This window comes from Pantoea sp. X-Soil-OKNW-556 (genome assembly GCF_059730695.1).
Genome location: NZ_AP035990.1, coordinates 4,021,108 through 4,046,172 on the forward strand (window position 1 = coordinate 4,021,108; position 25,065 = coordinate 4,046,172).

The window sequence follows — 25,065 nt, forward strand, 5'->3', positions numbered from 1 at the left end:
CTCAGATATTTCATAGCCTGCGGCAATTCCCCGACGGCGTCAAATTCACTTCTTGTCGTTTTCGCGCGGTTTGCGTAGCACTTCATTGATTTCCGGCTTATCCAGAGGGCCGCTGATGTGGTAACGCAATAGCGAAATTTTACTCCACAGTGGTCCCAGCACTTTACTGGCGGCAAATACCGCCGCGCCGACCACCGGGTTGATCACAAACGCGGTTGCGACGCCCACGGAGGCAGAGATCTCGGGTGCCACCACCGCTTCCATATCAATCTCGCGTTTCACCAGGTCCACTTTACCCTGCATGGCGATATCCGCTTCAAGACCATCCACCAGCAAGTTATCGGTATGCATCACGCCATTTTCAATCCATGCGGTGCCGTTGATCGAGTCAAAAAAGAAGCCCTGACTGAAGGTGTCGCTGAAATCAAAACGCAACTTACGCAGTAACGCATCAAAACTCATCAAACGCAGCAACTGTCCGGCACGGCCGGTATTCACATCGGCGATTTGGCCTTTACCAAAATGGGATTTCAGCGTGCCACTCAGCGTCGGCTCTGAAGGTTGCCACGGCGCAGAACGCCAGTGCAAATCGTAGTCGACTTTAAAAGGCGCATCACGCAGCGGGGTGTTCACGCCAAACCAGTTGGTGGCATCGTTAATGTTTTTGCCACTCAGCGTCCCTTTCAGAGAAGTACGCTGCTCACCCGGTTTATTCACCCACTCACCATTGATACTCAGCTTCGAGCTACCGGTGTCCACCGAACCGTTAGTAAGTGCTAACGTATCGCCACGCGGTTGCAGCAGCGCCTGCATATGGCCAAATTTCTGCCCGCGCAGCCAGCACTCCTGGCAGCGCAATTGCAGAGCTGGCCAGCCGGAGAAGTTAATCGTGGTGTTGTCACTGAAAGGTGATGATGTTTCACCCTCTTTTCCTGCCCATTCCGGATTGTAATAGAGGTAACTCAGCGCCAGCTGCCACGGAGCATTTTGCGCAGTCACCAGACTACCGCGTGCTTCGCGGCTATCCAACTGTACCTGAGTGTTACCGGTCGGCACCTGAGTCACCGTCGCATTGACATCATGCCACTGCTGGCCCGCCAGGGTCAGCGCCGGTGTATGCAACGTGACATCACCCGGCAGCAACGCACCACCGACACTGGTTTCCCCCTGCGCATTGCGCGAACCACCCGTGCCTGCCAGCAATCCCATCCAGGCTTCACCGTTAATTTCCGGCAAATTCAGCACCATGCCGCGATTTTCCGGCAGCTTCGGCGTGGTTTTTGTATCGTTGAGCCAGATACCACGATCGACCCGCAATTGAGGTTCCAGCAGCCAGCGGCTGTTAAAGCGATGATTTCCCAGCACGCTACCACTCAGTTCGAATCCGTTGAGATTACCATTGGCGGAGATTGTCATCGGCATCGCCGCTCCCGCTTTCTTATCCAGCGGAGCAGGTAAGTGACTGCTTACATCTTTGCCATCACCACTCAGATCAACCTTGTAGCTGGCCCCACCTTTATGCGGCAGAGTGATGTCGACATTCCCCTGCCACGCCAGGTTGCCGCTTAATTGGCTGGTGACTGTCGCGGGCAGCATCTTCAGCTTCGCCAACTGCCAGTCGCCCAGCAGCTTAACGTTGACGCCAAAGTTGTCCGGGTTCTCCTGGGTACTGAAGCTGACGCCCACCGGCTGCCCGAACCAGTTCGCCTGCATCTCCTCGCTTTCCAGGTTGCCATTGTTATAACGGAAGCGCCCGGTCAGGTTGTTCAGCGTGGTATTCAACGGTTTGATGTGCAAGCTGTTATTGTTCATCACCACATTACCGCTGGCATGAACCAGCTCGCCATCCAGCGGGATGTCGAGATTGAGATGGCCGCGGGTGTTGCCTTTAATCTGCAATTGTTGCAGGGCGGCCCCCAGCGTGGGTTTGAGCGGCGTTTGCTCGAAATAATCGGCAATCTGCTTGCCCTCACCACTCAGATCGCCGTCAATAATCAGCTTCTCTTTCAGGTAATCCGGGATGATCGCGCTGATATTGCGGGCGTCCACCTCTCCCAGTTTCGCCTGTTCGGCCTTCATCCACAGGCCGTCATTGACGAAGTCGAGGTCAATGTCGAGATTATTGATTGCCGGCCAGCCGGGCTGGAATTGATAGGTAGCCTGACGTAACGGCACCCACACTTCAAACATGCCGTCGTTATGCTTAAACGGGAAGAGTGTCGGATCGCCGGCAAACAGCAAGGTGGCGTTATCCACCTGACCGCCTTTGATGGCATCGCTGAGATAGTGAGTCAGGCCGTGGCCCATCAGCGGTTCCGGGAAATAACGCCAGGCATCACCGGCATCGGTAACACGAATACCCGCCAGGATATCGAGACGCGGGGCTTTGCCGAGATTTTGCTGATAAAGAAAATCCCCGCGCGCCCATAGCGAACGCGCCTTCACGTCCAGTTGATGACCATCCAGTGTCAGGCCATTGTCATCATGTCGCCAGTTAAGCTTGCCGGTAACCTGCTGAATTTGTAGTGGAGCCTGGAACATGTCGCCGTAGGGCACTTCTGCCTGCCCCATCGCTACATCCAGCATGCCATTACTCAGGCTACCGCTGGCGCTGCCGCTCAGATTGCTGATGCCCGGTAACAGTTCCCAGTGCTGCCAGCTTAAATCTCGCCATTTGGCCTGAAGGCGGGTTTGCTCCGGCTGCTGCAACGGAATATCCAGCGCCAGCGCTTCAATCTGACCCTGCGGCTGTAGCGCCCGCCAGTTATCAAACATCGCCGGAGAGAGGGGCTGGAACAGCGGCACCAGCGGTGCCAGACGTTGCAGATCCAGTTGGGTGGCACGCACGCGGATTTCCGGCGCGTTATTCGCCCCAAGCAACTGTTTATCTTCCGGTCTCCACAGCAGCGAGAAATGTCCCGGTGCCCAGGCGACACCATCGGTGCTGAGACGGGTTTGTGGTACGGACAGCATCCAGCCATTCTGGAAGCGCGACAGATGGGCCGTTAAGCCGTCCACCTGCAACTGATGATCGCCCTGATCGCCACGCCAGCGCGCCCCGCCCTGACGTAACAGCAAATCGCCAGCATAGACATCGCCATCACGCAGGTTGACCCACGCGGCAAGACTGAAACGTGCACTTTCGAGGCTGGTGTTATCACGCAGCCAGCGGCCAATCCACGGGCGCACATCCACGTCATCCGCCTGCATCCAGATACGCCCGGTATCCAGCAAGCCATTATTATCGCTGAGGTCAAGACGTACCTGTACCACGCCATGCTGCCCGGTAAAACTGGACAGGCTCACTTCCCCTTCCGCACGGTGGCGCGTTTTTTCGTTCAACCAGGTCAGGCGAGGGATCGCCAGCTCGGCGTGTTGTCCGGAGGGCGTGAGAAAACGGATACTGCTGTCACGCAGGTCGAAGTGGTCAAACTGCCGCAGGAAAAGTTCGTTGATTTGCGTGGGTTTGAAGCTGTTTTTCTGTTCATCGCTGGTCAGGAGTTGGCGATTGAGTTCAAGGCGCATCTGCCAGAAGGTGAGATCACGAAACTGCCAGCGCCCCTGAAGCAACGACTGCCAGATATTCAGCGCCAGGTTGACCCTACCAATATGCATTTGCCCCTGATCTTTCAGGGCAATGTGCAGATCGCGGATCTGTAACGTGGGGCCGAAGTTTTCCCACCGGCCCTGCAACTCACTGGCCTGTACCGGCACGCCAGTGACGCGCGATACGGCTTGCAAAATGTCGCTGCGGTAGCTGTTGAGATGCGGCATGACGAGGCGCAGCCCGCTGACCAGCAGCGCCACAATAACGATGATTGTGGCGAGCAGCAGTAACAAAATCCTCGGCAACCGCCTCACACACCTCTCCTTGTCTTCCGCCGGATTACGGATCGATACCTCTCATGCCCTGACCGTTATCAGTGCGGAACAATCGGGACGAAAGCGCATGTTAACCCAAAAAAGGGGGTATTTTTAGCCCGATTCCATGACAAAACGTCGTGCAAGGCCAGCATTAACAAGAAAATTACATCATCACAACGTCAAACTGCTCCTGCGTGTATAGCGGCTCAACATGGACTTTCACCTGTTTGCCGACGAAGATCTCAACTTCGGCTAACGCATGTGATTCATCGCTCTTCAGCGCTTCCCCCACCGCCGGTGACACGTACACCAGGAAACGGTCTGAATCGTAGGCATGGTGGACACGCACGATCTCACGCATGATCTCGTAGCAAACAGTTTCCACCGTTTTCAGCGTGCCGCGTCCTTTGCACACCGGACAATCAGCACACAGCACATGCTCGATACTTTCGCGCGTGCGTTTGCGGGTCATCTCAACCAGCCCAAGCGCTGAGAAACCGTTGATCCCGGTTTTAACCCGATCTTTACTCAACGCGCTTTCCAGCGAATGCAACACCCGGCGGCGATGGTCATCGTTACTCATATCGATGAAATCGATGATGATAATGCCGCCAAGATTGCGCAACCGTAGCTGACGAGCAATTGCCTGTGTCGCTTCGATATTGGTGTTGAAAATGGTTTCGTCCAGATTGCGATGGCCAACAAACGCACCGGTATTGATGTCGATGGTGGTCATGGCTTCGGTTTGATCGATGATCAGATAACCGCCGGACTTCAATTCAACTTTGCGATCAAGCGAACGCTGGATCTCATTCTCCACATCGTAGAGATCAAAGATGGGTTGTTTGCCGCTATACAGCTCCAGCTTGCTGGCCATCTCCGGGATATATTCACCGGTGAATTCCACCAGCAGATCGCAGGTCAGACGCGAGTCTACGCGGATGCGGTCCAACGCGGCCCCGGCGAAATCTCGCAACACACGCTGCGCCAGCGCCAGTTCGCCATACAGCAGGCAACGGGTCTGGTTACGCTTTTTGCGCTCACTGACTTTGGTCCACAAACGCTTGAGGAATGCAGCATCCTGCGCCAACTCTTCCTCGCCAATGCCTTCAGCAGCAGTACGGATGATAAAGCCACCAAGATCATCACAATAGGCGGCCACTACCGCTTTCAGGCGTTCGCGCTCCGCTTCGCTTTCAATACGCTGAGAAACGCCAACGTGTGAGGCTCCCGGCATAAATACCAGATAACGCGAAGGCAGGGTAATGTCGGTGGTCAGGCGTGCACCTTTGGTGCCAAGCGGATCTTTGACCACCTGTACCATCAGGTCCTGCCCCTGACGCACCAGTTCGGCAATATCGCGTACGCTGAAATTCTTCTGCTCATCACCGGCAACACATTCGGTGTGCGGCATGATATCGGAAGCGTGCAGAAAGGCAGCCTTATCAAGGCCAATGTCGACAAACGCCGCCTGCATGCCGGGTAGCACACGGCTGACGCGTCCTTTATAGATGTTGCCCACAATGCCACGGCGCGCTTCGCGCTCGATGTGGATTTCCTGCAAAATGCCGCCATCAATATAGGCGACGCGCGTTTCAGAGGGTGTCACATTTACCAGCAGTTCAGCCGTCATCTTGTCCCCTTAGCGCACGCAGCGACTGGAAATTGCTGAGCAACTCTCCGGTCTCAACCAGCGGTAACCCCACCACTGCGTGATAGCTTCCATTAATTTTGCGGACAAAGTTTCCGCCAATGCCCTGTATCCCGTAAGCGCCGGCTTTATCCATCGGTTCGCCACTGGCGATATAGTGCGCAATTTCTTCTGCCGTGATCTTGCGGAAAGTCACGTCTGTAACAACCAGGCAATCCAGCTGTCGCTGACGATCGGCCAACGCCACTGCGGTCATAACCTGATGTGTCTGCCCGGAAAGCTTACTCAGCATCTGCTGAGCATGGTCGGCATCGCGTGGTTTTTCCAGCACTTCGCCATTCAAAACCACGATGGTGTCAGCACCCAGTACCGGCAGATCCTGCAGGGCAACCTTCACACCAGCCGAAGCTTTATCACGCGCCAGACGGCAGACATAGGCTTCAGCAGCCTCTTCAGGCTGACGCTGCTCTTCCACATCCGTGATCAGACGTTCAAATTGCAGGCCAAGCTGCGTCAACAGCTCACGTCGACGCGGTGAACCGGAAGCCAGGTACAGGGTTATCATAGTTTTCCTTACTGAACAGCGAACTGACGGCGAATCTTTCTCATTAATAAGAATAGCCAGGGCCAGAGAATGCCGTCGACAACGCTACTCCAGAAGATTTCCGGACGAAAGGAGACATTGATCACCAAAAATTCCGCCCAGAAAACAATAACATCCACCGCCAGCGATAGCACCATAACCATTAATGCCTGCTGCCACAACGCTAAGTTACGGAAAAGCTGGAATTTAAAGGCTACCAGATAGGCGATGATACTCAACGCCAGCGCACGTACGCCCAGCGTTGAGCCTGCCACCAGGTCCATGATGGCACCCAGCACGAAGCCAGTACCCACATTCACCCGATGTGGCAGCGCCAGTACCCAATAGATCAGGATCAGCAACAACCATGATGGCCGGAACATGTAGATTTGTTCGGGCCAGGGCATGATTTGCAGGATGAGGGCAATCAGAAAGGACAGCCAGATAACCCATCGGCCCTGGCTGCGATAGCTACTCAAGGCTGGCCTCCACGCGAGTTCGCCGGTGTTACCTGCGAACTACTGCCACTATTGGCAGGTGCGGGTGGTCCCATTTGTTGACTGGCTGGTGCAGGTGGCCCCATTTCACCGGCGGGCGGTAACACTTGCGGCATCATCTGCATTAAACGTTCATTAGCGACACGATGCACTTCATCCGGCGCCATTGGCATATCGCCGTTACGATCGGCACCCCACAGCAGCAGCAGATAGCGCAGACGCTGTAAGCCCGCCGTTGGATGGGCCTGGATAATGGTGTACGCACGCTGCGTATCCACTTTCACCGATGACACCACACCCACCGGATAACCTTCCGGGAAGCGACCACCCAAGCCCGAGGTCACCAGCACATCACCCACACGAATGTCGATGTTGCCCGGTAAATGTTCGAGTTGCAGGTCTTCATTACAGCCGTTACCGGCCGCAATCACGCGGATATCATTACGCAGCACCTGAATAGGCAGCGCATGGGAAGCATCACAGATCAGCAGCACACGGCTGGTCACCTGACCTACCGCCACCACCTGTCCGACAACACCTTTATCGCTGATCACCGGCTGGCCTTCGTAAACGCCGTTTACGCTGCCCTTGTCGATAACCACCTGATCGGTGTAGGGATCGGTGCCAGTGGAGATCACCTGCGTCACCATTTTGTGTTCATCCTGACGCAGCGGTGAGCCAAGCAGCTCGCGCAGACGCGCGTTTTCCTGCTTGTATTGCCCCAGCATGAGCAGGTCGCTGTTCTTCAGGAAGAGTTCACGGCGCAGTGCTTTGTTTTCCTGCTCCAACTGCTGGCGAGATGCCAGTGTGGCAGAGACGCCGTCAAGCAGCTCTCTTGGCCCGTTTGCCAGGAAGTAAAAGGGACTGACCGAGGTGTCCAGGTAGTTGCGGATCTGGGAAAAAGAGCCCACGCGACTATCAGCGATAATAATCGCGATCGCCACAATGACTGCCAGAAAAAGGCGCAACTGCAGGGATGGCCCCCTGCTAAAAATCGGCTTCATAAAATCTGCGTGTTCCTCGACATCAGGGAAGAAGCGCGGGTGTTAAGACCTGCGCCTCCATGGCTGGACGCATCATAGTCATATCCCCTTTCTTCAAATTGCAGGTACGCGGATTACATGCGTTCCCACAGCCTGAATAAGGGGTCAGGCGCTAATTCCCTGCGCAATTTGACCAGGGTCACAGCCGATGAGGATTTACTCCTCGCTGAACAAATCGCCGCCGTGCATGTCGATCATTTCCAACGCTTTACCACCACCACGCGCTACGCAGGTCAGTGGATCTTCGGCCACGACCACCGGAATACCGGTTTCTTCCATCAGCAGGCGATCGAGGTTACGCAGCAACGCGCCACCACCCGTCAGCACCATACCGCGCTCGGAAATGTCGGAAGCCAGTTCTGGCGGGCACTGCTCCAGTGCCACCATTACCGCGCTCACGATGCCGGTCAGTGGTTCCTGCAACGCTTCCAGGATTTCATTGGAGTTCAGCGTAAAGCCGCGAGGCACACCTTCAGCCAGGTTACGCCCGCGCACTTCGATTTCGCGCACTTCGTCACCCGGATACGCAGAACCAATCTCATGCTTGATACGCTCAGCGGTCGCTTCACCGATCAGCGAACCGTAGTTGCGGCGTACATAATTAATGATAGCTTCATCGAAGCGGTCACCACCAATACGTACTGAAGAGGAGTAAACCACACCGTTCAGCGAGATGACGGCCACTTCAGTGGTACCACCACCGATATCAACCACCATCGAACCGGTTGCTTCAGATACCGGCAGACCGGCACCAATCGCGGCGGCCATCGGTTCTTCAATCAGGAATACTTCACGAGCACCTGCACCCTGCGCAGATTCACGGATGGCACGGCGTTCAACCTGGGTTGCACCCACCGGCACACACACCAGCACGCGTGGGCTGGGGCGCATAAAACTGTTGCTATGCACTTGCTTGATAAAGTGCTGGAGCATTTTTTCGGTCACGAAGAAGTCAGCGATAACGCCGTCTTTCATCGGGCGAATAGCGGCGATATTGCCTGGTGTACGACCAAGCATCTGTTTAGCGTCATGACCAACGGCGGCTACGCTCTTTGGGGAGCCGGCACGATCCTGACGAATGGCAACCACGGAAGGCTCGTTTAGCACGATGCCTTGTCCTTTTACGTAAATCAGGGTATTCGCGGTACCCAGGTCAATGGACAAGTCATTGGAAAACATGCCACGAAATTTTTTAAACATACTAAGGGATAATCCTGCAAGCTGGGGGCGGAAAATAAAATCCGCCTACTTTACCAACCACGCGAAGCCGCTACAAGGCGCAAAAACGTTCCGCTTCGGTGAAAAAATGTGCTAGCTAAATTTTACAGCATTGTATGCCACGGTTAGCTAACGATAAACGGCGCTAAGCCGCCGCTTTTACGGCTATTCGCCCAGCCAGCACGGGCGATTCTGGACATAAAATCTAACATTTCCCATCATGCTGGAGATCGAGAAACTTCACGTTTACACCTGGAAACAACTATCAGCGTCGTTATCAGGCTTAGAAGGACTATATCCGGTAACGTTGCGAATGCTTTTTCACGTTACTGTTCACCGGCAGCGACGGCGCAAAGAAATCGCCCTGCCCGCCGGATACGCCTAGCCCCGCCAGCGTTTGCCACTCCGCACGCGTACGTACGCCAGCCGCAAATACCTGAGTCGGCGTGGACTTACACACCTCCAACAGGCTTTGCACAAAAAGCTGATTTTCCGTGCGTCGTTCAATATTGCGCACCAGACCGGGGTCCAGTTTGATTAACTCAACGGGAAATTGCTTGATGTAGGCGCTGCTTACTACCGTTAACCCCGCCTGGTTGACGGCGATGCGACAACCAAACGCACTGAGCATTTTGAAAACCGGCACTAAACGGTTGATGTGTTGACAAACATCCGCCTCGGCAAGTTCAAATAAAAAGCGTTTTCTTTGCGATTTACTGCACTGGAGTAAAAGTTTTTGCAACCAGCGCTGAAAAGAACGCTGTACCAGTGAATCAATATTCACCGGCAACGCCAGCGTTTCATCGGGCCACACCTCTGATAACGCAGCGATACGGGTCACCATCTGACGGTCCCAGCTTTCAGCCATGCCCAGTTGCTGTACCAACGGCATGAACTCCGCCGACACCACTTCTTTATCACCATCAAAGACGCGAGCCAGCATCTCACGGTGATGGACTTTACCGTCCAACAACACGGCGGGCTTCTGATACAAACGTGGTCCACCACGGCTCTGGGTGTTCTCCAGCAAGGTGCGCCAGCGCACGCTGCCACGTCCCATCTCAAGAGGGTTGCCCTCGCCAATTGACCAGCTGTTCCCCCCTTGCAACGCCGCACGACGGGTCGCCATTTCAACATTTTCCATCACCTGCGGCACGCTTTGCCCGCTGCGCCAGGCGCTGATACCAATATGGATAAGATCATCGCGATCCAGCATGCGCATCGGTGGCAATGAATCCACCGCATTGATCAGTTGATCGGCAATACTGTTCGCTTCTTTCAGGGTGCGGTGCGGCAGCAGCACCGCGAAGTCGCTGCGGAAATAGCGCGCCAGCAAGGCGCCAGGATAACGCAGCACAAAGGTCGACAACATGTTAATCAGGTCAAAAAGATACTCTTCAGCCAGTGCCGGACCGAGGGTTTCATGATGCGTTTCGAGATCGGGCAAACGTACCATCATCACCACGCCATGCGTGCCGACATCTTCCTGATCTTCTAACAGGGTCGCCAGTTGGTTGTCGAAGAACAATCGATTATTCAGACCGGTACGGGAATCCTGCGCGGCAAAGGTGCGAATTAAAGTGTCGATACGCAGTCGCTGTTCGCCTGCTTCGCGTAAATCATGTAGCAGCAGATCAATGGCGTGGCTGGCTTTGGGCGGCCATTCCGACTCCTCTCCAACGCGCGACTGACGATCGCCCGCCAGAATACGTTCCGAGCGCGCTTCCAACCGCTCCATATTGCGCCAGTGACGGTTCAGCCAGCGATGCGTCATCACCAACAGCGAGGCCATGATCAGCACCACGCTAAAAATAACGATCAAGGTGTAGGCACCCGTGAAGGAACGAAACCAGGTTTTGGCCGGGTCCAGTACCACAACGCGCAGCGACAGACCGGATGAGTGCACCAGCGGCAGATCAAACTGAATAAAGCGGTTTGGCTCATCCTCCAGCATCGGGTTTTCATGGCGAGCCAGGCGAAACAACGTGCGGTCACCGCTGTGTAATTCGAGTTGTTCAGCATTGATAACCGGCATCAGACGCGTCAGCCATTGCGTCAGATCCTGGGGCGACTGGGTGAGCAGGGCTTTGTCGACTTCGGTAGCCAGCGTTTGTACGCGGGTTTCAACGCGCTGCTGTGATAGCCAGATAAAACTAAAAGCGCAGCCGACCAGCATCAGTAACATCGCCAGTAAGCTTAATAATGTAATAAACGCAGAAAACTTCGTGGTTAATCGCATCCCTGTGCCTGTAATCACTGCGGTTATGAATGGAAAAGAACCGTCTGCACGAGCCTCACTGGCGCAAACCTGAGCAAAATAGCATAAATCACCGTCTGAAACAGCGTTCCGCCGAGATCGCGGTGCAGACAAAGGCGAGTATAACGACAAACATCGTCCACCTGACTTTCACCGGATTTTTTTCGTCCTATTCTCAAGATAAGCGCAACCAGGAAATTTCACATTTTGCCGCACTTACTGGCAGGCTGCGCAGGGTTTGATCATGCTTGCTTTATTTATGCAGCCGGAGAATTCCATGAAGACAAAGCATTCCCTTTCTGAAGCTGATGTCACGCCAGAAAGCATCTTTAATATGCAGCGTCGTCAGGTGCTGAAAGCGCTCGGATTAGGTGCCGTTGCTGCCAGCCTGTCGGGCGGCGCCCAGGCCGATGTCCTGAGTTGGTTTAAAGGTAACGATCGTCCCGCAGCCCCGGCCGGTAAAGCGCTGCAATTTAGTAAACCGCCCGCCTGGCAGGCCGATTTGCCGTTAACGCCATTCGATAAAGTCGCAGGCTACAATAATTTCTACGAATTTGGCCTGGATAAGGCCGATCCAGCGGCCAATGCCGGGACATTAAAAACCGATCCCTGGCAGTTACGTATTGAAGGTGAAGTCGCCAAACCGATCACGCTGGATATGGATGACATCTTTAAACGTTTTGCGATGGAGCAGCGGATATATCGCATGCGCTGCGTAGAGGCCTGGTCAATGGTGATCCCCTGGGTGGGATTTGAGCTGAACAAGCTGCTGAAACTGGCAGAACCCACCAGCAACGCCCGTTTTGTTGCGTTCCAGACGTTATATGCCCCGGATCAAATGCCCGGTCAGAAAGACCGCTTTATTGGCGGTGGACTGGATTATCCCTATGTTGAGGGGCTACGTATGGATGAAGCCATGCATCCGCTCACTCTGCTCAGCACCGGCGTGTATGGCAAAGCATTACCTCCGCAAAATGGTGCCCCAATCCGCCTGACGGTACCGTGGAAGTATGGTTTCAAAGGCATCAAGTCGATTGTCAAAATTACCCTGACGCACGATCAGCCGCCCACCACCTGGAACCAGATCGCCGCAAATGAATATGGTTTCTATGCCAACGTTAACCCGCATGTTGACCATCCGCGCTGGTCACAAGCTACCGAGCGTTTTATCGGTCCGGGAGGTATTTTGAAGGTCGAACGGCAACCAACGCTGCTGTTTAACGGTTATGCCAAAGAGGTCGCTTCGTTGTATCACGGGCTGGATTTACGGGAGAACTATTGAGTGCGCCTGACATTACGTCATATCACCTGGCTTAAAGTGGTGCTGCACCTGGCGGCTTTTTTACCGTTCGTCTGGTTGTTTTTCGCCGCTAATCAGGGTTGGTTAAGTGCCGATCCGGCCAAAGATATCCAACATTTTACCGGCAGAATGGCGCTTAAATTGTTGCTGGCGACCTTGCTGGTCAGCCCGTTAACCCGCTATGCCAAACAACCGCTGCTGATTCGTACCCGCCGCCTGCTGGGTTTGTGGTGCTTTGCCTGGGCCTGTCTGCACCTGACAAGCTACTACTTGCTGGAACTTGGCGTCGATAATCTGCGATTACTCGGCAGCGAACTGGTTTCCCGACCCTATCTGACCTTGGGGATTATCTGCTGGATGATCCTGTTCGCATTGGCCGTCACCTCCTTCCAACGCGCACAACGCAAACTGGGACGGCGCTGGCAAACGCTGCATAATGGTATCTATCTGGTGGCGATCCTCGCCCCCATTCACTATCTTTGGTCTGTTAAAGTCCTGTCACCACAGCCGTTGATCTATGCCCTGCTGGCGCTACTACTGTTAGCCTGGCGTTACAATAAGTTGCGAAAACTCCTGTCCAGATAATTCCTGCAAGGTTGTCTTCCGGCTGCAATTTCTGTTAAAAGGTGTGGCCTTCAGGCCGCATCCGATCATCTTCGCAGATAAGACCAGTATTTTGCTGCGAATTGCGACGAAACGGATATAATGCCCGGCTTTATTGCAAGACACGTCTTCTTTTTCACTCCGAAGAGTGACAAAGCAAGAATGTCGCGGTATTTTACGCGATGCCTGAATAATTGCAGGAGATAGCAGCAAGATGGCGCACAAATTTCACATACTGCTTTTGAACGGACCCAACCTGAATTTACTGGGTACGCGCGAGCCTGAGAAGTATGGTCACACGACACTGGCGCAAATTGTCAGCGATCTGACGCAACAGGCCGATCAGCACCATGTGAAATTGAGTCATCTGCAATCGAACGCGGAGTTTCAGTTGATTGATCGTATCCATGAGGCCAGAGGCAATGTGGATTACATCATCATCAATCCTGCCGCGTTCACGCATACCAGCGTCGCGCTGCGTGATGCCCTGCTGGCGGTGAGCATTCCTTTTATCGAGGTGCATCTCACGAACGTGCATGCCCGCGAACCGTTCCGCCATCACTCCTATCTTTCCGATGTATCTGCCGGCGTCATTTGTGGACTTGGCGTTGATGGATACTCGTGGGCTTTACAAACGGCGGTCAAACGCCTGACACATTCCAATTAAACAGAGTACGGAACCACACTCATGGATATTCGTAAAATTAAGAAACTGATCGAACTGGTTGAAGAGTCCGGCATCGCTGAGCTGGAAATCTCTGAGGGCGAAGAGTCCGTTCGCATCAGCCGTTCACCTGCCAATGTCGGTTATCCTGTTATGCAGCAGGCTTATGCTGCACCTGCACCGCAGATGGCTCCTCTGGCCGCTGCTGTTGCCCCAGCTGCTGCCCCAGTAGCCGCTGAAGCTGCCAAACCAGAAATCACTGGTCACATCGTGCGTTCACCGATGGTCGGCACCTTCTATCGTACCCCGAGCCCGGATGCGAAAGCCTTTATCGAAGTCGGCCAGAAAGTTAACGTCGGCGACACCCTGTGCATCGTTGAAGCGATGAAAATGATGAACCAGATCGAAGCCGATAAATCCGGCGTGGTGAAAGCGATTCTGGTGGAAAGTGGCCAGCCGGTTGAATTTGACGAGCCGCTGGTTGTCATCGAATAACGAGGCGAACCATGCTGGATAAAATTGTCATTGCTAACCGCGGTGAGATCGCGCTGCGCATTCTGCGTGCCTGTAAAGAGCTGGGCATCAAGACTGTGGCGGTTCACTCCACGGCAGACCGCGACCTGAAGCACGTACTGCTGGCTGACGAAACCGTCTGCATCGGTCCGGCGCAGTCGGTCAAAAGTTACCTCAATATTCCGGCCCTGATCTCCGCCGCCGAAATCACCGGCGCGGTCGCGATCCATCCGGGATATGGCTTCCTGTCTGAGAACGCCGATTTTGCCGAGCAGGTCGAACGCTCCGGCTTTATCTTTATCGGTCCGAAAGCCGACACCATCCGCCTGATGGGTGACAAGGTATCGGCGATCACCGCGATGAAAAAAGCGGGTGTACCGACCGTACCGGGTTCTGACGGCCCACTGACGGAAGACATGGAGAAAAACCGTGCCTTCGCCAAACGCATCGGCTACCCGGTGATCATCAAAGCCTCCGGTGGCGGCGGTGGTCGTGGTATGCGCGTGGTGCGCAGCGACAAGGATCTTGAGCAGTCCATCAACATGACGAAAGCGGAAGCCAAAGCGGCTTTCAACAACGACATGGTGTACATGGAGAAATATCTCGAGAATCCGCGTCATATCGAAATCCAGGTGATGGCCGACGGTCAGGGCAACGCCATCTATCTGGCGGAGCGCGACTGCTCGATGCAGCGTCGTCACCAGAAAGTGGTGGAAGAAGCGCCGGCACCGGGTATCACCCCGGAACTGCGTAGCTTTATCGGCGACCGCTGTGCCAAAGCCTGTGTCGATATCGGCTACCGTGGCGCGGGCACCTTTGAGTTCCTGTTCGAAAACGGCGAGTTCTACTTTATCGAGATGAACACCCGTATTCAGGTAGAACACCCGGTCACTGAGATGATCACCGGTGTTGACCTGATCAAAGAGCAGCTGCGCATTGCTGCCGGTCAGCCGCTGTCCATCCGTCAGGAAGATGTGGTGATCCGCGGTCATGCGGTGGAATGCCGTATCAACGCCGAAGACCCGAACACCTTCCTGCCGAGTCCGGGCAAGATCACGCGCTTCCACGCGCCGGGTGGCTTCGGAGTGCGCTGGGAATCGCATATCTATGCCGGTTACAGCGTGCCGCCGTACTACGACTCCATGATCGGCAAGCTGATCACCTACGGTGAAAACCGTGACGTGGCGATTGCGCGCATGAAGAATGCGCTGGCGGAGCTGATCATCGACGGTATCAAGACCAACGTCGAACTGCAGATGAAAATCATGTCCGACGAAAACTTCCAGCAGGGTGGGACTAATATCCACTACCTGGAGAAAAAACTCGGCCTGCAAGAGTAATTCTTGCAGCGCAGAGATCCTTTGAGGCCGGTTAAACCGGCCTTTTTCATTTTTGTTGCCTTTGAGGTTGCATGATGGATTGGCGTTTTGTGCAAGCGAATAAAGAGGCGCGCTGGGCGTTGTATCTGGCGCTGGCGTATCTCGCCGTGTGGGGGCTTTCCGCCTGGCTGGGTGGCGATGCCACCGGTATCACCGGGTTGCCACACTGGTTTGAACTCTCCTGCCTGTTTGCCCCTGTGCTGTTTATTGCGTTGTGCTGGCTGATGGTGCGGGTGATTTTCCGCGATATGTCACTGGAGGACAACGATGGAAAGTGAAATCATTCTTCCCCTGCTGGCCTATCTGGTGTTGATCGCCGGATTGTCGGTTTTTGCCATGCGCAAGCAGCGCGCGGGTAACTTCCTCACCGAATATTTCCTCGGCAACCGTTCGATGGGCGGCTTTGTGCTGGCAATGACCATCACCGCTACCTACATCAGCGCCAGTTCCTTTATTGGCGGGCCGGGTGCAGCCTACAAATATGGGCTGGGGTGGGTGCTGCTGGCAATGATTCAGGTGCCTGCCGTGTGGCTGTCGCTCGGCGTACTGGGAAAGAAATTTGCCATTCTGGCGCGCCGCTACAATGCCGTGACGCTCAATGACATGTTATATGGGCGCTACCGCAGCCCGCTGCTGATTTGGCTGGCCAGCCTGAGCCTACTGACGGCGTTTATCGGTGCGATGACAGTGCAGTTTATTGGTGGCGCACGTCTGCTGGAAACCGCTGCGGGCATTCCTTACGACACCGGACTGCTGATTTTTGGTGGCACCATCGCACTCTACACCGCCGTCGGGGGCTTCCGAGCAAGCGTATTGAATGACGCGATGCAGGGGCTGGTGATGCTGATTGGCACCTTCCTGTTGCTGTTTGCCGTTATTCATCAGGCCGGTGGGCTGGAGACGGCCGTCACGAAACTGCGCACCATCGATCCACAGTTGGTATCACCAGAAGGGGTGGGTAATGTCATCACTCCCACCTTCCTGAGTTCGTTTGCCGTGCTGGTGTGCTTTGGCGTGATCGGTCTGCCGCATACCGCCGTGCGCTGTATCTCGTATAAAGACAGCAAAGCGATGCATCGCGGCATTATCCTCGGCACCATTGTAGTGGTGATCCTGATGCTGGGCATGCATCTGGCTGGCGCGCTGGGTCGGGCGATCATCCCGGATCTTACCGTTCCCGATCGTGTGATCCCGACACTGATGATCACCGTTTTACCACCTATGGCCGCAGGGATCTTTCTTGCTGCGCCAATGGCGGCGATCATGTCGACCATTAACGCGCAGCTGCTGCAATCCTCCGCTACCCTGATCAAGGATCTGTATCTGCGCATTGCGCCGCAGCACAGCGAGAATGAGGCGCGTCTGCGTCTGCTCTCCGGCACCATTACCTTTGTGCTGGGCATCATGCTGCTGCTGGCAGCATGGAACCCGCCGGATATGATCATCTGGCTGAACCTGCTGGCCTTCGGCGGCCTGGAAGCGGTGTTCCTGTGGCCGCTGGTGCTCGGTCTGTATTGGCAACGCGCTAACGCTGCCGGTGCGATTAGCGGCATGGTGGTTGGCGCCGCATGCTACACGCTGCTCGCCAGCCTGAAACTGGAGCTGTGGGGCTTCCACCCTATCGTTACTTCCCTGATCCTTAGCCTGCTGGCCTTTCTGGTCGGTAATCTGTTTGGCACCGCGTCTGACCAACCTGACGCGGCCCTGGAATAAAGAGAAACGCTATGCCGTGGATTCAAATTAAAATTAACAGCTCTGGTGAGTACGCCGAGACTCTGAGTGATGCACTGATGGAGAGCGGCGCAGTATCCGTCACTTTTCAGGATACCCACGATAACCCGGTTTACGAACCGCTGCCGGGCGAAACGCTTTTATGGGGCGATACCGATGTGATTGGCCTGTTTGATGCCGAAACTGACATGAGCGACGTGGTTGCAGAGTTAAGCCAGCATCCGCTGCTCGGCCAGGGTTTCCGCCATAAAATCGAGCAGATCGAAGACAAGGACTGGGAACGCGAATGGATGGATAACTTCCACCCCATGCGCTTCGGTGAACGTTTATGGATCTGTCCGAGCTGGCGTGAAGTGCCGGATCCAAACGCCGTCAACGTGATGCTGGATCCCGGCCTGGCATTTGGCACCGGGACACACCCAACCACCTCGTTGTGCCTGAGCTGGCTGGATGGTCTCGACTTGCAGGGCAAAACCGTGATCGATTTCGGCTGTGGCTCCGGCATTCTGGCTATCGCGGCCCTGAAACTGGGTGCAGCCCAGGCGATCGGTATTGATATCGATCCGCAGGCGATTCAGGCCAGCCGTGATAATGCTGAACGCAATGGCGTCGCCGACCGCCTGTCCCTGTACTTACCTCATCAGCAGCCAGAGAACTTGCAGGCCGACGTGGTGGTCGCCAATATCCTTGCCGGCCCGCTGCGTGAGCTGGCACCGTTGATCAGCGTATTGCCAAAAGCCGGTGGACATCTCGGCTTATCAGGCGTGCTGGCCAGCCAGGCGGAAAGCGTGTGTGAAGCCTATACCGAGCGTTTTGCTCTCGACCCGGTGGCCGAAAAAGAAGAGTGGTGTCGCATCACCGGTGTACGTCGCTAATACCGCATAATTAGCACCATTCACTCTTGACTCCCCGCCACATCTCTTGCGAATCCGGTGATGTGGCGTTTTTTATGTTGTGATTTGGCTCAAGTTTTCAGAAAAACTTTTGTTCACAATTTCAGCGTATTTTTTTAATTATATGAATAATATAGGTATTTCTTATAGTTGTTACTGATCGGTCCGATTTCCTTGATCTTTACCTGCTAATTGTTCAAAGTTTGGCCTTTCATCTTCGTGAAAAAATGCGTAATATACGCCGCCTTGCGAACAGTTAGGGTCACTTCTTTTTCATGCGCATTGGACATTATCAGCTTCGTAATCGACTCATCGCTGCGCCTATGGCCGGGGTTACCGACAAGCCATTCCGCACCTTGTGTTACGAGAACGGCGCTGGCATGACAGTCTCCGAGATGTTGTCATCAAACCCGGAAGTATGGGCCAGTGACAAGTCCCGTTTGCGTATGGTGCATAGTGACGAGCCCGGTATTCGTGCCGTGCAAATAGCCGGTTGTGATCCCGATGAAATGGCGGCTGCCGCGCGCATTAATGTAGCGTCAGGCGCGCAGGTCATTGACATCAACATGGGCTGCCCGGCGAAGAAAGTGAATCGTAAGATGGCGGGTTCTGCGCTGCTGCAACATCCGCAACTGGTTGAGTCTATTCTCACCGCGGTAGTAAATGCAGTTGATGTACCCGTTACGCTGAAGATTCGCACTGGCTGGGACAAAGAAAATCGTAATTGTGTAGAGATTGCCCAATTGGCTGAACGCTGTGGCATTCAGGCCCTCACCATTCATGGACGCACTCGCGCCTGTTTGTTTGAAGGGCAAGCTGAATACGACAGCATTCGGACAGTTAAGCAGAGCGTTTCCATTCCGGTTATCGCGAATGGAGACATTACTGACCCGCATAAAGCCAGAGCAGTGCTCGATTATACAGGAGCCGATGCTCTGATGATCGGTCGCGCTGCTCAGGGAAGACCGTGGATCTTCCGGGAAATCCAGCATTATCTGGACACAGGGGAGCTGCTGGCACCGAAGCCGCTGGCTGAAGTGAAGCATATGCTGATTGGACACATACGGGAGCTGCACGACTTTTACGGTCAGCGCAAGGGATACCGTATTGCCCGAAAACACGTTTCCTGGTATTTGCAGGAAAATGCCCCTGATGACCAGTTTCGGCGCACATTCAACGCCATTGAGGATGCCAGCGAACAGCTGGAGGCGTTGGAGGCATACTTCGAAAATCTTGCGTAAACGAAATAAAGAGCTGAAAGAACTATGTTCGAACAACGCGTAAATTCTGACGTACTGACCGTTTCTACCGTTAACTCACAGGATCAGGTGACGCAAAAGCCTCTGCGTGATTCGGTTAAACAGGCACTGAAGAACTATTTTGCTCAACTGAACGGTCAGGATGTTAGTGACCTGTATGAACTGGTACTGGCTGAAGTCGAGCAGCCTCTGTTGGACATGGTGATGCAGTACACCCGTGGCAACCAGACCCGTGCAGCTCTGATGATGGGTATCAACCGTGGTACTCTGCGTAAGAAGCTGAAAAAATACGGCATGAACTGATTTCAGTTTGTTGCTGCGATAACGCCAGCCCTCGGGCTGGCGTTTTTGTTTCTGTTTCCCGCCGTTAACTACGCATGAAACAATTGTCACCATAATGGTAACATTAGTTGCAATTGCTCCAGTGATATTCCACGGCGAAACCCCTTCGCTTAATGTCCCATTTTGGCTCAGTTCTCCTCGACTTTTCTCTGCATCTTTGCCCGCCAGCCCTGTTTCTCTGTGATCCTGAACCGCTCCAGCCGCAAACGTGCAAATTCATACATTTTGTCCTGCGTCCCCGCTCACACTGCTTCCATATAGTGAAACTTTTTGCACTGTTTGTGATCGAGGCGACTCGCTTTGCTTCCTTTTGGTGCGCGATAGTAGTCAGAACTTTCTGAATGCTTCAGGTTATGAAGAGATCTTTCTAATGAATTCAGGATTCTGCAAACCTGGCATCAGCTTTGCAGAGTCTGGAATGGCTGACCGCCACAGACAGGAAAAGCGCACTTAAAAGTGTGCAACACAACCACATAACAACACGATTTCGCCACACAGGATGCTTTATGAAAAAGATGATGCTCTCCACCCTGGTCGCTGCAGCTTCTCTGTTCGCTGTTGCTCAGCAAGCGCATGCAGGCACCACGTTGGATGCAATTAAGAAGAAAGGGTTTGTTCAGTGCGGTATCAGTGATGGCCTGCCTGGCTTCTCTTATGCCGATGCCAGCGGCAAATTCACCGGTATCGACGTTGACGTCTGCCGCGCCGCTGCGGCTGCCGTATTTGGTGACGCCAGCAAGGTGAAATACACCCCGCTGACAGCAAAAGAGCGTTTCACCGCACTGCAATCAGGTGAAGTGGACATTCTGTCCCGTAACACCACCTGGACTTCATCACGCGATGGCGGCATGGGCTTCCTGTTCGCAGGCGTGAACTACTACGACGGTATCGGCTTCCTGACCCATAAAAAAGCCGGTCTCAAAAGCGCTAAAGAGCTTGATGGCGCCACCGTATGTATCCAGGCCGGTACTGATACCGAGCTGAACGTGGCGGATTACTTCAAAGCCAACAACATGCAGTACACCCCTGTGACTTTCGACCGTTCTGATGAGTCAGCGAAAGCGCTCGACAGCGGTCGTTGTGACACCCTGGCTTCTGACCAGTCTCAGCTGTATGCGCTGCGTATCAAGCTGGGCAAACCAGACGAATTTATCGTTCTGCCGGAAGTGATTTCCAAAGAGCCGCTGGGCCCGGTAGTGCGTCGTGGTGATGATGACTGGTTCACCATCGTTAAATGGTCACTGTACGCCATGCTGAATGCGGAAGAGATGGGTATCAACTCTAAAAACGTTGATCAGCTGGCAGCCAAACCGTCTAACCCGGACATGGCGCACCTGCTGGGCGCTGAAGGCGACTTCGGCAAAGACCTGAAGCTCGACAACAAGTGGGCATTCAACATCATCAAACAGGTGGGTAACTACCAGGAAAGCTTTGACCGCAACGTCGGTAAAGACAGTGCTCTGAAAATCGCGCGTGGTCAAAATGCGCTCTGGAATCAGGGCGGTATCCAGTACGCTCCGCCGGTACGTTAATTCTGCCTTCCAGTCGGGCACCGCACCCTGCGGTGCCCAATGCGTTTTCTTCACTGAGGTTTCAACATGTCACAACGCCCAACCGTAAAAAGGGATTTTTCGTTCGGTAATCCTACGGTTCGCGCCTGGCTTTACCAGATCGTCGCGATTGTGGCCGTGCTCGCTGTAGTGGGATATCTCATCCACAATACAGTGATCAACCTGGCCAATCGTGGCATCACATCGGGTTTCGGCTTTCTGGAACGTAGTGCCGGTTTCGGTATCGTCCAGCATCTGATTGATTACACCGAGGGAGATACCTACGCGCGCGTGTTTATGGTGGGGTTAACCAACACCCTGCTGGTTTCCGCACTCTGTATTATCTTCGCTTCTATTCTCGGATTTTTTATCGGTCTCGCGCGTTTGTCAGATAACTGGCTGCTGCGCAGGCTCTCTACGATCTATATCGAGACGTTCCGTAATATTCCGCCGCTGCTGCAAATCTTCTTCTGGTACTTTGCGGTGCTGCGTAATCTACCCGGCCCACGCCAGGCATTGAACGCCTTCGATCTGGCATTTGTCAGCAATCGTGGGCTTTATATCCCCTGGCCGACCTATGCGCCCGGCACCTGGCCATTTGTTATCGCGTTGATGCTGGCGATTGCCGTCAGCGTGGGACTGTTCCGCTTTAACCGCAAACATCAGCTTAAAACCGGTCAGCTGCGCCGTACCTGGCCGATTGCCAGTGCGATGATCATTCTGTTTCCCTTGATCGCTCATGCGATGTTCGGTGCGGCAACGCACTGGGATGTGCCGGAACTGCGCGGGTTTAACTTCCGTGGTGGCTTCGTGATGATCCCTGAGCTGGCTTCGCTCACGCTGGCGCTGTCGATTTATACCTCTTCGTTTATCGCAGAAGTGATTCGTTCAGGTATTCAATCGGTACCCCATGGACAGAATGAAGCTGCCCGCTCGCTTGGTTTGCCAAATCCCGTCACCATGCGCCAGGTGATTATTCCCCAGGCCATGCGCGTGATCATTCCACCGCTGACCAGCCAGTATCTCAACATCGTGAAAAACTCCTCACTGGCGGCCGCTATCGGCTATCCAGATATGGTGTCGCTGTTTGCCGGTACGGTACTGAATCAGACGGGACAAGCGATTGAGACGATTGCGATCACCATGGCGGTCTACCTGATCATCAGCCTGGTCATTTCACTGCTGATGAACCTCTACAACCGCAAAATCGCGCTGGTTGAGCGTTAAGAGAACGGGATTATTATGTCTGTTACCACACACGAAACACCGCCAGTACCAACCAATCCCGTCAGCAAAGCCTGGGTTTGGGCACGTAAAAACCTGTTCTCCAGCTGGTTTAACACGCTGCTGACGCTGCTTTGCTTCTGGATTATCTGGAGCGTGATTCCGCCCGCGCTGAACTGGCTGGTCTTCCAGGCCAACTGGATTGGATCAACCCGAGCCGACTGTACCAAAGAAGGTGCCTGCTGGGTGTTTATCCATGCGCGCTTTGGTCAGTTTATGTATGGGTTGTACCCGCATGAGCTGCGCTGGCGTATTAACCTGGCGCTGGTGATTGGCCTGCTTTCAATCATCCCGATGTTCATCAAATCGATGCCACAGCGTGGCCGCTATATCGCTTGCTGGGCGGTGGCCTATCCGATCATCGTCTGGTTTCTGATGTATGGCGGCTATTTTGGCCTCGACCGCGTTGAAACTCGTCAGTGGGGTGGCCTGACGCTGACGTTAATTATCGCGTCGGTCGGGATCGCCGGTGCCCTGCCTTTGGGTATTTTGCTGGCGCTGGGGCGTCGTTCGAAGATGCCAGTTGTACGCACTCTCTCGGTGATTTTTATCGAGTTTTGGCGTGGCGTACCGTTGATTACCGTGCTGTTTATGTCCTCAGTGATGCTGCCGCTGTTTATGGCAGAAGGCACCACCATCGACAAATTGGTGCGTGCATTAGTCGGGGTGATTTTGTTCCAGTCTGCCTATGTAGCGGAAGTGGTACGCGGTGGCTTACAAGCGTTACCTAAGGGACAGTATGAGGCCGCCGAATCACTGGCGTTGGGTTACTGGAAAACACAGATTCTGGTGATTCTGCCGCAGGCGCTCAAACTGACCATTCCTGGTCTGGTAAACACCATTATCGCGTTATTTAAAGATACCAGCCTGGTGATCATCATCGGCCTGTTTGATCTTTTCAGTAGCGTACAGCAGGCAACCGTTGACCCCACATGGCTTGGGATGTCGACAGAAGGCTATGTTTTTGCTGCCCTCGTCTACTGGATTTTCTGTTTTAGCATGTCGCGCTATAGCCAGTATCTGGAGAAGCGCTTTCACACCGGGCGTAAATCGCACTGAGGTTTTACATGACACAATCTATGACTAATTCTGCTGACGCAATGATGATTACGCTCGAAAACGTGAATAAATGGTACGGCCAATTCCATGTGCTGAAAGACATTAACCTACAGGTGAAGCCGCGTGAGCGTATCGTCCTCTGCGGTCCGTCAGGTTCAGGAAAATCGACTACCATTCGCTGTATCAACCATCTGGAAGAACATCAGCAGGGCCGTATTGTCGTCGATGGCATCCATCTGAATGACGATGTGCGCAATATTGAGCGTGTAAGAACCGAAGTCGGCATGGTATTCCAGCACTTTAACCTTTTCCCACATCTGACCGTGTTGCAGAACTGCACCCTGGCTCCGATTTGGGTGCGTAAAATGCCGAAGAAAGAGGCAGAAGAATTGGCGATGCATTACCTGCAACGCGTACGTATTGCTGAACATGCACATAAATTTCCGGGGCAACTGTCCGGTGGTCAGCAGCAACGTGTAGCCATTGCCCGTTCACTCTGCATGAAACCCAAAATTATGCTGTTTGATGAGCCTACCTCTGCGCTTGATCCGGAAATGGTGAAAGAAGTACTCGATACCATGATTGGTCTGGCAGAAGATGGCATGACTATGCTGTGCGTGACGCATGAGATGGGCTTTGCACGCACCGTGGCTGACCGGGTGATCTTTATGGACCGTGGTGAGATTGTCGAGGTGGCACCACCGCAAGAGTTCTTTGCTAATCCTAAGTCTGAACGTACCCGTGCATTCCTGTCGCAGGTTATTCATTAAGAGAAGTATCTGGCGATGCTTTTTACCAACCCTCTGCTTCGGCAGGGGGTTTTTTATTGTCTGATGGTGTTGCGGCGCGATTTATCGCGCGCATTTCAGCGCAGCTTCACGTAAAACCTGCGCGATAAATCGCGCCGCTACGGGGATATTGACTGGTTTCCAGACGTAAAAAAGCCCTGAACTTTCGTTCAGGGCTTCTTCACTTAATTGATGCCTGGCAGTTCCCTACTCTCGCATGGGGAGACCCCACACTACCATCGGCGCTACGGCGTTTCACTTCTGAGTTCGGCATGGGGTCAGGTGGGACCACCGCGCTACAGCCGCCAGGCAAATTCTTTTGAATCCGAACTCATGCCATAACTGGTGCTGATACCCAGAGTCGAACTGGGGACCTCACCCTTACCAAGGGTGCGCTCTACCAACTGAGCCATATCAGCACACTTAAATTGATGCCTGGCAGTTCCCTACTCTCGCATGGGGAGACCCCACACTACCATCGGCGCTACGGCGTTTCACTTCTGAGTTCGGCATGGGGTCAGGTGGGACCACCGCGCTACAGCCGCCAGGCAAATTCTGTTTATCCGTACCGCCCTCACAGGCCATAC

22 protein-coding genes, 1 tRNA gene and 2 rRNA genes are annotated in these 25,065 nt (G+C 54.1%); 15 read left to right on the forward strand and 10 right to left on the reverse strand.

All coding sequences use genetic code 11. The features are described from left to right. Positions 1-45: 45 nt before the first annotated feature. From yhdP to csrD, 7 genes are all read right to left on the reverse strand, one after another. A complete protein-coding gene (gene yhdP, locus AC6I8T_RS18660; RefSeq protein ID WP_497834232.1) occupies positions 46-3,861 on the reverse strand; it encodes an AsmA2 domain-containing protein YhdP in 3,816 nt (1,271 codons plus the stop codon). A 166-nt stretch (positions 3,862-4,027) separates the two neighbouring features. Then, positions 4,028-5,497, reverse strand: a complete 1,470-nt coding sequence (rng, locus tag AC6I8T_RS18665; protein ID WP_021183595.1) for a ribonuclease G — start codon at positions 5,495-5,497, stop codon at positions 4,028-4,030. After that, a complete protein-coding gene (locus tag AC6I8T_RS18670) occupies positions 5,487-6,080 on the reverse strand; it encodes a Maf family protein (protein ID WP_497834233.1) in 594 nt (197 codons plus the stop codon). Before AC6I8T_RS18670 ends, rng begins: the two co-directional genes overlap by 11 nt. Before the next feature lie 8 nt (positions 6,081-6,088). Further along, a complete protein-coding gene (gene mreD / locus AC6I8T_RS18675; protein ID WP_013510723.1) occupies positions 6,089-6,577 on the reverse strand; it encodes a rod shape-determining protein MreD in 489 nt (162 codons plus the stop codon). Next, positions 6,574-7,599: a rod shape-determining protein MreC gene (gene mreC / locus AC6I8T_RS18680; RefSeq protein ID WP_021183597.1), complete on the reverse strand. Its 1,026-nt coding sequence runs from the start codon at positions 7,597-7,599 to the stop codon at positions 6,574-6,576. Before mreC ends, mreD begins: the two co-directional genes overlap by 4 nt. 195 nt (positions 7,600-7,794) lie before the next feature. Then, on the reverse strand, positions 7,795-8,838 hold the full coding sequence (mreB, locus tag AC6I8T_RS18685) for a rod shape-determining protein MreB (RefSeq protein ID WP_003855260.1): 1,044 nt from the start codon (positions 8,836-8,838) through the stop codon (positions 7,795-7,797). Positions 8,839-9,148: 310 nt separating this feature from the next. Next, the gene (gene csrD / locus AC6I8T_RS18690) at positions 9,149-11,095 is read right to left on the reverse strand and encodes an RNase E specificity factor CsrD (RefSeq protein WP_415174783.1); all 1,947 of its coding nucleotides are present in this window, start codon (positions 11,093-11,095) and stop codon (positions 9,149-9,151) included. A gap of 29 nt (positions 11,096-11,124) precedes the next feature. On the opposite strand from csrD, the gene AC6I8T_RS18695 reads away from it, so the two are divergent. The 15 genes from AC6I8T_RS18695 to AC6I8T_RS18765 all read left to right on the forward strand — a co-directional run bounded on the left by AC6I8T_RS18695 (position 11,125) and on the right by AC6I8T_RS18765 (position 24,460). Then, positions 11,125-11,355: a hypothetical protein gene (locus AC6I8T_RS18695; protein ID WP_208724277.1), complete on the forward strand. Its 231-nt coding sequence runs from the start codon at positions 11,125-11,127 to the stop codon at positions 11,353-11,355. A gap of 35 nt (positions 11,356-11,390) precedes the next feature. Beyond that, the gene (gene msrP, locus AC6I8T_RS18700; RefSeq protein ID WP_208724278.1) at positions 11,391-12,395 is read left to right on the forward strand and encodes a protein-methionine-sulfoxide reductase catalytic subunit MsrP; all 1,005 of its coding nucleotides are present in this window, start codon (positions 11,391-11,393) and stop codon (positions 12,393-12,395) included. Beyond that, positions 12,396-12,998, forward strand: coding sequence for a protein-methionine-sulfoxide reductase heme-binding subunit MsrQ (gene msrQ / locus AC6I8T_RS18705; RefSeq protein ID WP_497834234.1), 603 nt, complete (start codon positions 12,396-12,398; stop codon positions 12,996-12,998). A 232-nt stretch (positions 12,999-13,230) separates the two neighbouring features. After that, a complete protein-coding gene (gene aroQ, locus AC6I8T_RS18710) occupies positions 13,231-13,683 on the forward strand; it encodes a type II 3-dehydroquinate dehydratase (RefSeq protein WP_021183601.1) in 453 nt (150 codons plus the stop codon). A gap of 21 nt (positions 13,684-13,704) precedes the next feature. Continuing rightward, a complete protein-coding gene (gene accB / locus AC6I8T_RS18715; RefSeq protein WP_021183602.1) occupies positions 13,705-14,175 on the forward strand; it encodes an acetyl-CoA carboxylase biotin carboxyl carrier protein in 471 nt (156 codons plus the stop codon). 11 nt (positions 14,176-14,186) lie between these two features. Beyond that, complete coding sequence (gene accC, locus AC6I8T_RS18720; RefSeq protein WP_021183603.1) at positions 14,187-15,533, forward strand: acetyl-CoA carboxylase biotin carboxylase subunit; 1,347 nt, start codon at positions 14,187-14,189, stop codon at positions 15,531-15,533. A 74-nt stretch (positions 15,534-15,607) separates the two neighbouring features. Beyond that, entirely contained in the window at positions 15,608-15,850 is a 243-nt protein-coding gene (locus AC6I8T_RS18725; RefSeq protein WP_208725593.1) for a YhdT family protein, read from the forward strand. Further along, the gene (gene panF, locus AC6I8T_RS18730; RefSeq protein ID WP_497834235.1) at positions 15,840-17,285 is read left to right on the forward strand and encodes a sodium/pantothenate symporter; all 1,446 of its coding nucleotides are present in this window, start codon (positions 15,840-15,842) and stop codon (positions 17,283-17,285) included. The genes AC6I8T_RS18725 and panF overlap by 11 nt, the downstream gene beginning before the upstream one ends. A gap of 11 nt (positions 17,286-17,296) precedes the next feature. Then, a complete protein-coding gene (gene prmA, locus AC6I8T_RS18735; protein ID WP_497834236.1) occupies positions 17,297-18,178 on the forward strand; it encodes a 50S ribosomal protein L11 methyltransferase in 882 nt (293 codons plus the stop codon). 293 nt (positions 18,179-18,471) lie between these two features. Continuing rightward, on the forward strand, positions 18,472-19,437 hold the full coding sequence (gene dusB, locus AC6I8T_RS18740) for a tRNA dihydrouridine synthase DusB (protein WP_036625605.1): 966 nt from the start codon (positions 18,472-18,474) through the stop codon (positions 19,435-19,437). A 24-nt stretch (positions 19,438-19,461) separates the two neighbouring features. Then, complete coding sequence (fis, locus tag AC6I8T_RS18745) at positions 19,462-19,758, forward strand: DNA-binding transcriptional regulator Fis (protein WP_003855228.1); 297 nt, start codon at positions 19,462-19,464, stop codon at positions 19,756-19,758. 545 nt (positions 19,759-20,303) lie between these two features. Next, a complete protein-coding gene (locus AC6I8T_RS18750; RefSeq protein WP_013510735.1) occupies positions 20,304-21,329 on the forward strand; it encodes an amino acid ABC transporter substrate-binding protein in 1,026 nt (341 codons plus the stop codon). Positions 21,330-21,395: 66 nt separating this feature from the next. Then, complete coding sequence (locus AC6I8T_RS18755; RefSeq protein WP_021183608.1) at positions 21,396-22,574, forward strand: amino acid ABC transporter permease; 1,179 nt, start codon at positions 21,396-21,398, stop codon at positions 22,572-22,574. Between the two features lie 15 nt (positions 22,575-22,589). Next, on the forward strand, positions 22,590-23,690 hold the full coding sequence (locus tag AC6I8T_RS18760; protein ID WP_021183609.1) for an amino acid ABC transporter permease: 1,101 nt from the start codon (positions 22,590-22,592) through the stop codon (positions 23,688-23,690). Positions 23,691-23,698: 8 nt separating this feature from the next. After that, positions 23,699-24,460: an amino acid ABC transporter ATP-binding protein gene (locus AC6I8T_RS18765; RefSeq protein ID WP_021183610.1), complete on the forward strand. Its 762-nt coding sequence runs from the start codon at positions 23,699-23,701 to the stop codon at positions 24,458-24,460. 212 nt (positions 24,461-24,672) lie between these two features. Here AC6I8T_RS18765 and rrf (AC6I8T_RS18770) read toward each other — a convergent pair. From rrf (AC6I8T_RS18770) to rrf (AC6I8T_RS18780), 3 genes are all read right to left on the reverse strand, one after another. Further along, positions 24,673-24,788, reverse strand: a 5S ribosomal RNA gene (gene rrf / locus AC6I8T_RS18770). Between the two features lie 33 nt (positions 24,789-24,821). Further along, positions 24,822-24,897, reverse strand: a tRNA-Thr gene (locus AC6I8T_RS18775). A gap of 14 nt (positions 24,898-24,911) precedes the next feature. Then, a 5S ribosomal RNA gene (gene rrf / locus AC6I8T_RS18780) occupies positions 24,912-25,027 on the reverse strand. Between the last annotated feature and the right edge of the window lie 38 nt (positions 25,028-25,065).